The sequence below is a fragment of the Nocardioides eburneiflavus genome, assembly GCF_004785795.1.
In the GTDB taxonomy this organism is placed as follows: Bacteria; Actinomycetota; Actinomycetes; order Propionibacteriales; family Nocardioidaceae; genus Nocardioides; species Nocardioides eburneiflavus.
Window position 1 is genome coordinate 2,438,606 of record NZ_SRRO01000001.1, and the last position, 13,537, is coordinate 2,452,142.

The window sequence follows — 13,537 nt, forward strand, 5'->3', positions numbered from 1 at the left end:
CACACGCCGACGACGCGCCGCATCCGTGTGAGATTCCACGCTCCGGATCGCCCGCCTGCACCGCGATCGGAGGACCGCGTCGACCCGGATCAGCGTGCCGCCTTCCTTCTCGGTGTGACACAGGCCATAGTCGGGGGCGTTGCCCCGACCGCCCCCGGGCCTCTTGGAGGATGCATGGCATCGACCGACCACGGCGTGACCAGTCCGGGCCGCGCGCAGATCGACGCGCGGACGTTGCGCCAGGACCGGTGGTGGCAGGCACCGCTGACGACGTTCGTGGTGTTCTCGGCCTTCGTCGTCTACGCCACCGTGCGGGCGTTCATGGGCCGCGACTACTACGCCTCGCCCTACCTCTCGCCGTTCTACTCGCCGTGCCTGGGTGACTGCGTCGAGGGCGCGTCCGACTTCGGCCAGCCGTTCGCGTGGTGGCCGCTGTCGGCGGCGCTGATCATCCTGGTCTTCCCGCTCGGGTTCCGGATGACCTGCTACTACTACCGCAAGGCCTACTACCGGGCGTTCTGGCTGAGCCCGCCGGCGTGCGGCGTCGCCGAGCCCCACCAGGCCTACTCCGGCGAGACGAGGTTCCCGCTGGTCCTCCAGAACGTGCACCGCTGGTTCTGGTACGCCGCCGTCGTGGTCGGCCTGGTGCTGACCTTCGACACCGTCCTGGCCTTCCGCCCGATGCCGGCCGAGTACGCCCTGGGTGACGGCGAGACCTCCGGGATCCACATGGGGCTCGGCACGCTGCTGATGATCGCCAACATCGTCTTCATCTGGCTCTACACGCTCTCGTGCCACTCGTGCCGCCACATCGTGGGCGGGCGGCTGCGCCACTTCTCCAGGCACCCGGTGCGCTACCGGCTCTGGACGTGGGTCTCGCGGCTCAACCAGAGCCACGGGAAGTGGGCGTGGTACTCGCTGTTCTCGGTCGCGATCGTCGACCTCTACATCTTCCTGCTCGCCACCGGAACGATCCAGGACGTGAGGTTCTTTTGAGCACCGAGTCACGACACCCGATGACGGGCAACGAGATGTCGCCGGAGGCCCGGGGCGGCATGGAGCGCCACACGTACGACGTGGTGGTGATCGGCGCCGGCGGAGCGGGGCTGCGCGCCGCGATCGCCGCCCACGAGGCGGGTGCGCGCACGGCAGTGGTCTGCAAGTCGCTGCTCGGCAAGGCGCACACCGTGATGGCCGAGGGCGGCGCGGCCGCGGCCCTCGGCAACCGGTGGCCGGAGGACAACTGGCAGGTGCACTTCCGCGACACGATGCGCGGCGGGAAGATGCTCAACAACTGGCGCATGGCGCAGCTGCACGCGCAGGAGGCGCCCGAGCGGGTCCTCGAGCTCGAGGACTGGGGCGCGCTCTTCGACCGCACCGAGGACGGGCTGATCTCGCAGCGCGACTTCGGCGGGCACAGGTACGCCCGGCTCGCGCACGTCGGCGACCGCACCGGCCTCGAGCTGATCCGTACGCTCCAGCAGCGCACCGTGCAGCTCGGCATCGACGTCTACATGGAGTGCACGGTCACCGAGGTCCTCAAGCAGGCCAGCGACGGGCAGGGCCGGGTCGCCGGCGCGTTCGGCTACTGGCGCGAGACCGGCCGCTTCATCACCTTCGAGGCGCCGAGCGTGATCCTCGCGACCGGCGGCATCGGCAAGTCCTACAAGGTGACCTCCAACTCCTGGGAGTACACCGGGGACGGGCACGCGCTGGCCCTGCGCGCAGGCGCGAACCTCATCAACATGGAGTTCGTCCAGTTCCACCCGACCGGCATGGTCTGGCCGCCGTCGGTGAAGGGGCTGCTGGTCACCGAGTCGGTCCGCGGCGACGGCGGCATCCTCCGCAACTCCGAGGGCAAGCGGTTCATGTTCGACTACATCCCCGACTTCTTCAAGGCCGAGACGGCCGACACGGAGGAGGAGGCGGACGCCTGGTACGAGGACAAGAAGAACAACCGCCGCCCGCCCGAGCTGCTGCCCCGCGACGAGGTCGCGCGCGCCATCAACTCCGAGATCAAGGCCGGGCGCGGGTCACCGCACGGCGGCATCTACCTCGACATCGCCAGCCGGCGCGACGCCGACTACATCCGCAAGCGGCTGCCCTCGATGTACCACCAGTTCAAGGAGCTGGCCGACGTCGACATCACCGCCGAGCCGATGGAGATCGGCCCCACCTGCCACTACGTGATGGGCGGCGTCGAGGTCGACCCCGACACCCAGCAGTCCGCGGTCACCGGCCTGTACGCCGCGGGCGAGGTCAGCGGCGGCATGCACGGCTCCAACCGGCTCGGCGGCAACTCGCTGTCCGACCTGCTCGTGTTCGGCAAGCGGGCCGGCGAGGCGGCCGCGGCCCACGCCACGTCGCTCGACCAGGCCGGCGACCGGCCGGAGGTCGACGAGGCGGACGTGAAGGCCGCGCAGGCCGACGCCCTCGCGCCCTTCGAGGTCCCTGCAGGTTCGGGGGGAGGTGGCGAGAACCCGTACACGATCCAGCACGACCTCCAGCAGTCGATGAACGACCTCGTCGGCATCATCCGCACCGCCTCCGAGCTCGAGGCCTCGCTGGCCGCGCTCGAGCAGCTCAAGCAGCGCGCGGCCGGGATGGTCGTGGAGGGCCACCGGCAGTACAACCCCGGATGGCACCTCGCGCTCGACCTGCACAACATGCTGCTGGTCAGCGAGTGCATCGCCAAGGCCGCGCTGGCCCGGCAGGAGTCGCGCGGCGGTCACACCCGCGACGACTTCCCGGGCCCCGACCCGGAGTGGGGCGCGAAGAACCTCGTGCTCTCGCTCGACGCGACGGGCGCCGGGGTGGACATCGCCGAGAAGCCGCTGCCGACGATGCCCGACGACCTCAAGCAGCTCTTCGACCCGCCGCCGGCTGAGCCTGTCGGAGCCAAGGAGGCTGAGAAGTGAGCTACGACCTGAAGATGCGCGTGTGGCGCGGCGACGCCGACGGCGGTGACCTCACCGACTACACCGTCGAGGTGTCCGAGGGCGAGGTCGTGCTCGACGCCCTCCACCGGCTCCAGGCGACCCAGACGGGCGACCTGGCGATCCGCTGGAACTGCAAGGCCGGCAAGTGCGGCTCGTGCAGCGCGGAGATCAACGGCCGCCCGCGCCTGATGTGCATGACCCGGCTCTCGGACTTCGACCCGGCGGAGACGATCACCGTCACCCCGATGCGGACGTTCCCGGTGATCCGCGACCTCGTCACCGACGTGTCGTTCAACTACGAGAAGGCCAAGGAGCTCCCGTATGCCGAGCTCGGCCCGCGGGACGCCGACGGCAAGCGCCGGATGATGCAGGTCGACGTCGAGCGGGGCCAGGAGTTCCGCAAGTGCATCGAGTGCTACCTCTGCCAGGACGTGTGCCACGTGGTGCGCGACCACGAGGACAACAAGCGGCACTTCGCCGGGCCGCGGTTCTTCATCCGCTACGCCGAGCTCGACATGCACCCCCTCGACACCCACGACCGCCGCAAGCTGGCCCAGGACGCGGCCGGCCTCGGGATGTGCAACATCACCAAGTGCTGCACCGAGGTCTGCCCCGAGGGCATCCACATCACCGACAACGCGATCATCCCGATGAAGGAACGGGTCGTGGACCGGAAGTACGACCCGCTGGTGTGGCTGGGCAACAGGATCGGCCTCCGCAACAAGGACGACGACGGCCGCACCGAGGTGTGAGGCGGGCTCAGTCCCGTGCGGGCGCGAGGACCCGGGTGCGGATCTCGTGCACCACGAGGACGGCCAGCAGCGCGGAGACGACGCTGATCACGCTCGACAACCGCTCCCACGACGTCGCGTCGCCCAGCGCGTCGGCGTACTCCGGGCCGGCGGGAGCCGATGCCGCGCGGCTGTAGAGGGCACTCACCACCCCTGAGGCGAGGCTCAGCGCGACCCAGGTGCCCCACCACCAGCCCTGGCGGAACGACACGGGGGCGTCGGCGTCGCCGGTCGCGCCGCGCCGCACGTCGGAGACCATCTGGAACGGGCGCCACAGGTTGAGCACCGGGACGAACCAGCCGCCGATCGCCCAGCCGGACTTGTGGCGCGTCGCCCGGCGGTCCATCCGCGAGCTCCGGTGGGCCGTGTAGAGCCAGACGATGAAGAGCACCCCGGTCCCGAGCATCGCGAGCACCTCGAGGGAGGTCCACGACGTGAGGCTGTCGATCCGTTCGCCGTCGGCGACCGTGACGGAGTCGGGTCGCAGCCGCACCTCCTCGACGAACGCCAGGGTCTCGAGGTCGACCCAGAACGTGAAGGAGGACGCCGCGCCGCAGGTGAGCAGCGCTGCCTGGACCACGAAGGAGAAGCCGGACCACCACCGCGGAAGCGGGGTGTCCCACTGGGTGGTCGCGGCCCCCGGGTGGGTGTGCTCGGTCCAGCGCGTGCCGTCCCACCAGCGCAGCCTGGACGCGTCCTGCGGGTCGGCGAACCAACCCTCCCCCTGGGCGGTCATGTCCGCATGATGTCCTACCCGGGCACCCGGCGTCGGGGAAACGCTCAGGTGTCGGGCTGCCGGGGGAGCAGCCGTGACGAGGGTGAGGTGCGCTCGAGGTAGAGCCGGGAGGCCCGCTCCAGCAGCGGGTGCCGGTCCGCGTGGTGCACCACACGCTTGCGCAGCCAGAAGCCGCCTGCCCGCACCTCGCTCCCGAGGACCTCGACCGCGGAGGGGAGGCGTCCCTCCACCTCGACGAACGCCCGCCGGTAGCGGCGGAACAACCGGCCGTGGTCGAGCGCGAGCGACACCAGCGCGGCCTGGGTCGCTGCCAGGAGCTCGTCGTCCGGCACGTCGTCGAGCGCCGGGGCGGTCGGCGCCAGGTCCGCCGGGACGAGGTCGGCGAGGTCGCCGTGGACGGTCAGCCCGCGGTGCCGGAGCTCGCGCACCAGCCCGTCGGCGTACGTCCGCGCCCAGGCCAGGTGCTCCTCCGGCAGCTCCAGCGGACGCGCCGTCGTGCCGGCCAGGCGCGCACGGATGCCGGCCTCGACGACGAACCGCTGCTGGGCCGGGTTGAGCCGGTCCGACACCGACGCGTTGAGCCGGCGCACCACCTCGAGCTCGGCCGCGCCCAGGGAGACGTTGCGCACGCACTGGTGGGTCCCGGGCCAGGTGCCGGGCAGGCCGACGGCGTCGGCGAAGCGGGTCAGCAGTGCCTCCGCGGGCGCCCCGCGCGGCGGCACCGTGACCAACCGGACGTGACCGGGGGGCACCACCGACGACCAGGTGTCCAGGACGCGCAGCAGGTCGTGCCGCCAGTGGAACGAGACGCCCTCGCTGGGAGGAGCGCCGTCCTCGCGGCGGACCGACGCGATGAAGTCCGCCCACGGGGTGCAGCCACCGTTGACCACGGTCTGCTGCCACGCCGAGACCAGCGTGCGCGCCATGTCCCGCGCCCCCACCACCACGAAGACCCGGTGCCCCTCGAGCCCGCGCACCAGCCGGCTGGCCTGGCGTGGGCGGGCCAGGGACAGCTCCTCCTCCGAGATCACCACCGTCGGTCCGTCGTGGGTGTCGACGAGCTCCAGCAGCCGTCCCAGCGCCCCGGCCGCCTCACCGCGCTGCTCACCGCCGACGCGCTGGCCGAGCAGGTCGTACGCCGCCAGCCGCTGCGCGCGGAGGTCGGGGACGAGCACCCCGTCCCGGGCGAGCTGGTCCGACGTGGCGGCAAGGGCGCCCTGGATCGTGGTGGTGCCCGTCTTGTAGAGCCCTACGTGGAGGTGGACGTCGACCATGGTCGCGAACGTACGGACGGGGCCGCTCCCGGGGCATGGGGCTGCAGACCCGGGTCGCCGGGAACCCGGGGACCGTCTCCACGGTGACCTATCCCATAGCCCGCGCAGTGTCCGTCAGGTGACGACCGTCCTATCCTGCGCTACATGACCGACCCGGACGGTGTTCTCGAAGGCGGCCTCGACGAGCCCGCGGAGCTGCAGCCCGCGGCGGGCTCGCTCCGGCTCGTCGGTGACGACGACTCCTACGACGCCGCCGCCTGGGAGGCGGCGACCGCCACGGTGCTGCGCAAGGCGCGGCGCCTGGGCGAGGACACGCCCGACTCCGACGTGTGGGCGGCCCTGACGCGCACCACGCTGGACGGGATCGACGTCGCGCCGATCGGCCAGCGGTCCGACCTCGACGGGCTCACCACGGGCGGGCGACCGCAGCGCGCCGGCGCCTGGGACGTACGGGCCTCGCTGGTCGGCGACGACGCCGCGGCCGTCAACGAGGCGGCGCTGGTCGACCTCGACAACGGCGCCACCTCGCTGCACCTCGACCTGGAGCCCGGCACGGACCTCGCCGCGGCGCTGGACGGCGTGCTCCTCGACCTGGCGCCCGTGACGCTGGAGCGCCCGGGCGCCGAGCAGTCCGAGGCGCTGGCCCGGCTCCTCGAGGACACCGCGAACGACCCCCACCCCGGCCACAACCTGTCCGCCGACCCGACCGGCGACGACGTCGCCTCGTTCGTCGGGACCGTACGCCGCGCGCAGGCCCTCGGCGTGCTCGGCGCCGTGGTCGACGGCACCGCGCTCCACGACCGTGGTGCGAGCGACGCCCAGGAGCTCGGCTGGACGATGGCCGTGGGCGTGCACCACCTGCGCCTGCTCACCGACGCCGGGCTGTCCGTCGCCGAGGCGGCCGCCCTCGTCGAGTTCCGCTACGCCGCGACCGACGAGCAGTTCCCGACGATCGCCAAGCTGCGCGCCGCCCGACGGCTCTGGGCGCGCGTGCTGGAGGCGAGCGGCGTCCCTGACGTCCCGCAGCGCCAGCACGTCGTCACCAGCCGCGCGATGATGACCAGGCACGACCCGTGGGTCAACATGCTCCGCGGCACCGTCGCGGCCTTCGCCGCCGGCGTCGGTGGCGCCGACGCGATCACCGTGGTGCCCTTCGACGAGCGGCTCGGCGTGCCCGACGCGCTCGGGCGCCGCATCGCTCGCAACACCTCGTCGCTGCTGATCGAGGAGTCGCACGTCGCCGCGGTCACCGACCCGGCCGGCGGCTCGTACGCCGTGGAGAAGCTCACCGACGACCTCGCCGTCGCCGCGTGGGCCGAGCTCGGCCGCATCGAGTCCGACGGAGGCTTCGGCGAGCAGGCGGTGGCCGGCGTGGAGGAGCGGGTCGCCGCCGTGCGTGCGGCGCGCGACGCCGGCATCGCCGACCGCTCCCGCCCGCTGACCGGCATCTCGGAGTTCCCCAACCTCGACGAGGTGCTGCCCGAGCGCGCGCCCTGGGACCGTGCCGGGGTGCGCTACGCGGCGCCGTACGAGGACCTGCGCGCCCAGCCCGCGGAGCGACCGGTCTTCCTCGCCACGATGGGTCCCGTCGCCGCACACACCGCGCGGGCGACCTTCGCGAGCAACCTGCTCGCGGCCGGCGGCGTCGCCGTCGAGGCGGCCGGCGCGACCGACTCCGTCGAGGCCGTGACGGCGGCGTACGCGGGCCAGCCCGTGGTCTGCCTCGCCGGCACCGACGCGGCGTACGCCGAGTGGGGCGCCGACCTCGTCGCGGCGCTGCGGGTGGCCGGGGCGACGTACGTCGTGCTGGCGGGCAAGCCGGGGGGACGGACCGTCACCGACGTCGACGACTCGTGTGCCATGGGGGTCGACGCCTTGGGCTTCCTGGCCCGGATCCGAGAGGAGCTCAGCCGATGAGCATCCCGAAGAACTTCGCCGAGGTGGGTCTCGATACGCCCGCTCGTTCCTCGCGGGCTACTCGACCAGCGAATGAACAGCCGTGGGCGAGCCCGGAGGGCATCGACGTCCTCCCGGTCTACGGCCCCGAGCACCTCGAGGGCCTCGACGGCCTCGACACCTGGCCGGGCATCGCGCCCTTCCTGCGCGGGCCCTACCCGACGATGTACACCACCCAGCCGTGGACGATCCGCCAGTACGCCGGCTTCTCCACCGCGGAGGAGTCCAACGCGTTCTACCGCCGCAACCTCGCGGCCGGCCAGAAGGGCTTGAGCGTCGCCTTCGACCTCGCGACGCACCGCGGCTACGACTCCGACCACCCGCGGGTGCGCGGTGACGTCGGCATGGCGGGCGTGGCGATCGACTCGATCTACGACACCCGCACCCTGTTCGACGGCATCCCGCTCGACGAGATGTCGGTGTCGATGACGATGAACGGCGCGGTGCTGCCCGTGCTGGCGCTCTACATCGCGGCCGCCGAGGAGCAGGGGGTGAAGCCGGAACAGCTCGCGGGGACCATCCAGAACGACATCCTCAAGGAGTTCATGGTCCGCAACACCTACATCTACCCGCCGGCACCGAGCATGCGGATCATCAGCGACATCTTCGCCTTCACCTCGCAGAGGATGCCGCGGTTCAACTCGATCTCGATCTCCGGCTACCACATCCAGGAGGCCGGGGCGACCGCCGACCTCGAGCTGGCGTACACGCTGGCCGACGGCGTCGAGTACATCCGCGCCGGCCTGGGGACCGGCATGACGATCGACCAGTTCGCCCCGCGGCTGAGCTTCTTCTGGGCCATCGGGATGAACTTCTTCATGGAGGTCGCCAAGATGCGGGCGGCCCGGGCGCTGTGGGCGCGGCTGGTCGACGACTTCGAGCCGCAGAACCCCAAGTCCCGCTCGCTGCGCACGCACAGCCAGACGTCGGGCTGGTCGCTCACCGCGCAGGACGTCTTCAACAACGTCGGGCGCACCTGCATCGAGGCGATGGCCGCGACGCAGGGCCACACGCAGTCGCTGCACACCAATGCCCTCGACGAGGCGATCGCGCTGCCCACCGACTTCTCCGCGCGCATCGCCCGCAACACCCAGCTGCTGCTCCAGCAGGAGTCCGGCACCACCGAGATCATCGACCCGTGGGGCGGCTCCTACTACGTCGAGAAGCTCACCCACGACCTCGCCGAGCGCGCCTGGGCGCACATCCAGGAGGCCGAGCGGGCCGGCGGCATGGCCGCCGCGATCGAGCAGGGCATCCCCAAGATGCGCATCGAGGAGGCGGCCGCGCGCACCCAGGCGCGCATCGACTCAGGCGCGCAGAAGGTCATCGGCGTCAACACGTTCCGCCTCGCGGCCGAGGACAGGCTCGACGTGCTGCGCGTCGACAACGACGACGTCTACCGCCAGCAGGTCGCCAAGCTCGAGCGGTTGCGCGCCGAGCGCGACGACGAGTCCGTACGGCGGGCGCTGGACGCGCTGACCGCGTCGGCCGAGCGCGGTCCGGCCGGCGGCGGCTCCCTCGACGGCAACCTCCTCGCGCTGGCCGTCGACGCGGCCCGCGCGAAGGCCACCGTCGGCGAGATCTCCGACGCGCTGGAGAAGGTCTACGGCCGCCACCAGGCGGTGATCCGTACGATCAGCGGCGTGTACCGCGACGAGGCAGGCACCGCCGAGGGCAGCAAGGTCGCCGAGGTGCTGAAGGCGACCGAGGAGTTCGAGGCCGAGGAGGGCCGGCGCCCGCGCATCCTGGTGGCCAAGATGGGCCAGGACGGCCACGACCGCGGGCAGAAGGTCGTCGTGACGGCCTTCGCCGACCTCGGCTTCGACGTCGACGTCGGGCCGCTGTTCTCCACGCCGGAGGAGGTCGCCCAGCAGGCCGTCGACGCCGACGTGCACATCGTCGGGGTGTCCTCGCTGGCGGCGGGCCACCTGACGCTGCTGCCCGCGCTCAAGCAGGCGCTCGCCGACCAGGGCCGTCCCGACATCATGGTCGTCATCGGAGGGGTCATCCCGCCCGACGACGTGGCCACGCTGCACGAGATGGGCGCCGCGGCGGTGTTCCTGCCCGGCACCGTGATCGCGGAGTCGGCGCTCGACCTCTTGGCGCGGCTGCGGGACGAGCACGCCTCCTGATGGCCCGCCCGGTCGACGTCGCCGCGCTGGTCGAGGGAGTCCGTACGGGGCAGCGTGCGGCGGTCTCGCGCGCCATCACGCTGGTGGAGTCGTCGCGGCCCGAGCACCGGGCGGCGGCACGCGAGCTGCTGACCGAGCTCGCGTCGACGGACCGTCCCATGGCCACGCGAGTCGGCATCTCGGGCGTCCCCGGCGTGGGGAAGTCGACCTTCATCGAGGCGCTCGGCACCCGGCTGACCACGGCCGGCCACCGCGTCGGGGTCCTGGCGGTCGACCCGTCCTCGGTGCGTACGGGTGGCTCCGTGCTCGGCGACAAGACCCGGATGGCCACGCTGTCGGTCGACCCGCACGCCTTCATCCGGCCCTCGCCCTCGGCCGGCACGCTGGGCGGCGTGGCCCGCGCGACCGTGCAGGCGATGCTGGTGCTCGAGGCGGCCGGGCACGACGTCGTGCTCGTGGAGACGGTGGGCGTCGGGCAGTCCGAGGTGACGGTCGCCGGGATGGTCGACACCTTCCTCTTCCTCACCCTCGCCCGCACCGGCGACCAGCTCCAGGGCATCAAGAAGGGCATCCTCGAGATCGCCGACGTCGTCGCGGTCAACAAGGCCGACGGCGACTTCGAGGCCGGAGCCCGGGTGGCGGCGCGCGAGCTGTCCGGCGCGCTCCGCCTCGTGCGGGGCCACTCCGAGTGGGCGCCCCCCGTCGTCACCTGCTCGGCCCTCACCGGGGCGGGCGTCGACGACGTCTGGCACCGGGTCGGCGCGCACCGCGAGCACCTCGGCATCGACGGCCTTGCCCACAAGCGGGCCGGGCAGCAGCTCGAGTTCACCTGGGCGCTGGTGCGCGACGAGCTCGACCAGCGGCTGAAGTCCTCGCCCGGCGTCGCGGCGGTGCGCGACGACGTACGCCGCGCGGTGCTGTCGGGCGAGCTGCCCGCGCCCCTGGCCGCGGACCGGCTTCTCGCCGCCTACGACGGCGATGCCACCTAGACTGGGTCGGTCATGCCAGAACCCCTCCCCGCCACCACCGCCATCGCCGAGACCGTCGACAAGTACGCCGAGGACCTCGTCGCCCTGCGCCGCGACCTCCACGCCCACCCCGAGCTGAGCTGGGCCGAGGAGCGCACCTCCGAGGCGGTCGTCACCGCCCTCGAGGCAGTGGGCTGGGCGGTGACCCGGCCAGAGGGCGGGGGAGTGCTCGCCGAGATCGGCCACGAGGGCCCGCTCGTCGCGCTGCGCGCCGACCTCGACGCGCTGCCGGTCGACGACCTCATCTCGGACCCGTGGAAGAGCACCAACCCCGGGGTCGCCCACGCCTGCGGCCACGACGTGCACACCGCCGGCCTCGTCGGCGCCGGCCTCGCGCTCGCCGAGGTCGCCGCGCGCGGCCTGCTGCCGGGTCGCGTACGACTGCTCTTCCAGCCGGCGGAGGAGGTCATGCCGGGCGGTGCGCTGCACCTGATCTCGACGGGGGCGCTCGAAGGTGTCTCCCACGTCTTCGGGCTGCACTGCGACCCGAGCCTCGACGTCGGTCGCGTCGGCCTGCGCGAGGGCCCGCTGACCGGTGCCGCGGACGCGCTGACCGTGCGCCTCATCGGCAAGGGCGGGCACACCTCGCGCCCGCACCTCACCGAGGACCTCACCTTCGCCCTCGGCAAGGTGATCACCGAGCTCCCCGCGATCCTCAGCCGCCGCCTCGACCCCCGCGCCGGGGTCAGCGTGGTCTGGGGCATGGTGCGCGCCGGCTCGGCCCACAACGTGATCCCGCACGGCGGGGTGGTCGCCGGCACCGTCCGGATGCTCGACGCGGTCGCTTGGGCCGACGCCGAGCACCTGATCCGCCAGCTGATCACCTCGATCGTGGCGCCCTACAGCGTGACCGCCGAGGTGACCTACCAGCGCGGCGTGCCGCCGGTCGTCAACCACGAGGAGTCCACGCGGCTGCTCGGCATCGGGGTCGAGAACGTCCTGGGCCCCCACGGCCACGTGTCCACCGCGCAGAGCCTCGGCGGGGAGGACTTCGGGTGGTACCTCGACTCGGTGCCCGGCGCGATGGCGCGCCTCGGCACACGCACGCCCGGCGGCCCGACGTACGACCTCCACCAGGGCAACCTGCGCATCGACGAGGGTGCCACCACCATCGCGGCCCGGGTGCTCGCCGAGGCTGCGGTGACCGCGCTCAGCGCCTGACCGGGAACCCGAAGGTGAAGGTGCTGCCCTCGCCGAGCGTGGACTCGACCGTCAGCCGGCCGCCCATCAGGTCGACGAGCTTGCGACAGATCGCCAGGCCGAGGCCGACGCCCTTCCGGTCACCCGACGCGAGCGGGTCGGCCTGCACGAACGGCTGGTAGAGGTCGCTCACGTGGCACGCGTCGATGCCGATGCCGGTGTCACGGACCTCGACGTCCACCCACGTCGTGGCGCCGCACGGGCGACTGCCGACGCGTACGTCGACGGTCCCGCTCTCGGTGAAGGTGAGAGCGTTCTGGACGAGGTTGGTGATCACCTGGTTGATGCGCCGGGCGTCACCCGTGACCGTCTCGGGGACGGCGTCGTCGACGGTGAAGGTGATCGCCAGGCCCCGGCCGTCGGCCCGGCAGGACGCCCACGACCTGACGTCCTCGACGATCGCGCGCACGTCGACCGCGCCCTCGCGCAGCACGGTCTGGTGCGCCTCCAGCCCGGAGAACTCGAGGACGTCCTCCACGACGTGCATGAGTCGTTCGCCGGAGCGGTGCACGATCCTCGCGAAGTGCTCCGGCTCGGGCGCGAGGTCGGAGTCCATCAGCAGCTCGGACGCGCCGACGATCGCGGCGAGGGGAGTGCGCACCTCGTGGCTGACGGTGGCGAGGAAGAGCGTCTTGGCGGCGTTGGCCGCCTCGAGCTCGCGCAGCACCCGGTTGGCCTCGGTGACGTCCTCCGAGACCCCGTGCACGCCGACGACCTCGCCGCCGACGATCACCGGGATCGCGGTGCAGCGGATGTCGGTGGTCTCGCCGCCCGTGCTCACCACGCGGGCGTGCATCACCTGGGGCTCGCCGCCCATGGCGCCCTCGAAGCCGGCCTGGATGACGTGCAGGTCGTCGGGGTGGATGACCTCGGCGAAGTGGGCCTTCCTCATCTCCTCGAGGGTCAGGCCCGTCATCTCCAGCGCCCGGTCGTTGGCGTCGGTGAAGAACCCGCGGGGGTCGACGCTGTAGGCCGCGTGCGGGTGGTGGGTGAACATCGATGCGTACCGCTCGGTGCTCTGCGCGAGAGCGCCTTCGCCGAGGGTCGCGGGCGTCGACGGGGAGCGATCAGGCTCGCCGGGTGCCATCTGGGGGCCTCCGAGATCTCCGGGTGCTGTGCACGGCACCGTACCTTGCGCACGTGGGCCGACGTGCAACGATGCCGGGGCCGGGGCGACGGCAGCATTACGTGAACAGGTCTTCATGTGTTTACACTTGCCCGATGGTCATGACGGCGGCGCAGGTCGAGTTCCGGGAGTCGGGCTGATGGCGCACAAGAAGCGAGTCCAGTGTTGCCGATCGACCCCGCGGTGCGCCGCCTGTCCCGTCGTCGCACTCCAGGCCAAGCGCGAGGCGGCGCGAGGCTCCAAGAAGCGAGGCGCGCGCAAGCGCCGGCGCTGAGCGGCCGACGAGGTCGCCGACGGCGCTTCGAGCCGAGCCCGAGGACGTGGGCGCGCACCCCCGGCCCGCAAGGGCCGGACC

The 13,537-nt window shown here is 72.4% G+C and carries 10 protein-coding genes; 7 read left to right on the forward strand and 3 right to left on the reverse strand.

All coding sequences use genetic code 11. The features are described 5' to 3' along the window. Positions 1-174: 174 nt before the first annotated feature. From EXE59_RS11415 to EXE59_RS11425, 3 genes are read left to right on the forward strand one after another with little or no spacing between them, the layout of a single operon-like run. Positions 175-996, forward strand: coding sequence for a hypothetical protein (locus tag EXE59_RS11415; RefSeq protein ID WP_135839014.1), 822 nt, complete (start codon positions 175-177; stop codon positions 994-996). 20 nt (positions 997-1,016) lie between these two features. Further along, positions 1,017-2,918 carry a fumarate reductase/succinate dehydrogenase flavoprotein subunit gene (locus EXE59_RS11420; RefSeq protein ID WP_246056719.1) on the forward strand — a complete coding sequence of 634 codons (1,902 nt, stop codon included), beginning with the start codon at positions 1,017-1,019 and terminating at the stop codon, positions 2,916-2,918. Further along, on the forward strand, positions 2,915-3,691 hold the full coding sequence (locus EXE59_RS11425; RefSeq protein WP_210428966.1) for a succinate dehydrogenase/fumarate reductase iron-sulfur subunit: 777 nt from the start codon (positions 2,915-2,917) through the stop codon (positions 3,689-3,691). Before EXE59_RS11420 ends, EXE59_RS11425 begins: the two co-directional genes overlap by 4 nt. Positions 3,692-3,698: 7 nt before the next feature. Here EXE59_RS11425 and EXE59_RS11430 read toward each other — a convergent pair whose 3' ends face one another. Continuing rightward, complete coding sequence (locus EXE59_RS11430; protein WP_135839015.1) at positions 3,699-4,466, reverse strand: DUF4328 domain-containing protein; 768 nt, start codon at positions 4,464-4,466, stop codon at positions 3,699-3,701. 44 nt (positions 4,467-4,510) lie between these two features. Continuing rightward, entirely contained in the window at positions 4,511-5,740 is a 1,230-nt protein-coding gene (locus tag EXE59_RS11435; protein ID WP_135839016.1) for a hypothetical protein, read from the reverse strand. Between the two features lie 144 nt (positions 5,741-5,884). On the opposite strand from EXE59_RS11435, the gene EXE59_RS11440 reads away from it, so the two are divergent. From EXE59_RS11440 to EXE59_RS11455, 4 genes are read left to right on the forward strand one after another with little or no spacing between them, the layout of a single operon-like run. Beyond that, positions 5,885-7,657, forward strand: a complete 1,773-nt coding sequence (locus tag EXE59_RS11440) for a methylmalonyl-CoA mutase family protein (protein WP_135839017.1) — start codon at positions 5,885-5,887, stop codon at positions 7,655-7,657. Beyond that, positions 7,654-9,828, forward strand: a complete 2,175-nt coding sequence (scpA, locus tag EXE59_RS11445; protein WP_135839018.1) for a methylmalonyl-CoA mutase — start codon at positions 7,654-7,656, stop codon at positions 9,826-9,828. Before EXE59_RS11440 ends, scpA begins: the two co-directional genes overlap by 4 nt. Continuing rightward, the gene (gene meaB, locus EXE59_RS11450; protein WP_135839019.1) at positions 9,828-10,817 is read left to right on the forward strand and encodes a methylmalonyl Co-A mutase-associated GTPase MeaB; all 990 of its coding nucleotides are present in this window, start codon (positions 9,828-9,830) and stop codon (positions 10,815-10,817) included. The genes scpA and meaB overlap by 1 nt, the downstream gene beginning before the upstream one ends. Before the next feature lie 12 nt (positions 10,818-10,829). Next, positions 10,830-12,017, forward strand: coding sequence for an amidohydrolase (locus tag EXE59_RS11455; protein ID WP_135839020.1), 1,188 nt, complete (start codon positions 10,830-10,832; stop codon positions 12,015-12,017). Here the strand turns inward: EXE59_RS11455 and EXE59_RS11460 are convergent. Continuing rightward, on the reverse strand, positions 12,007-13,143 hold the full coding sequence (locus EXE59_RS11460) for a sensor histidine kinase (protein WP_168218489.1): 1,137 nt from the start codon (positions 13,141-13,143) through the stop codon (positions 12,007-12,009). The two genes, EXE59_RS11455 and EXE59_RS11460, sit on opposite strands and share 11 nt — an antisense overlap. Between the last annotated feature and the right edge of the window lie 394 nt (positions 13,144-13,537).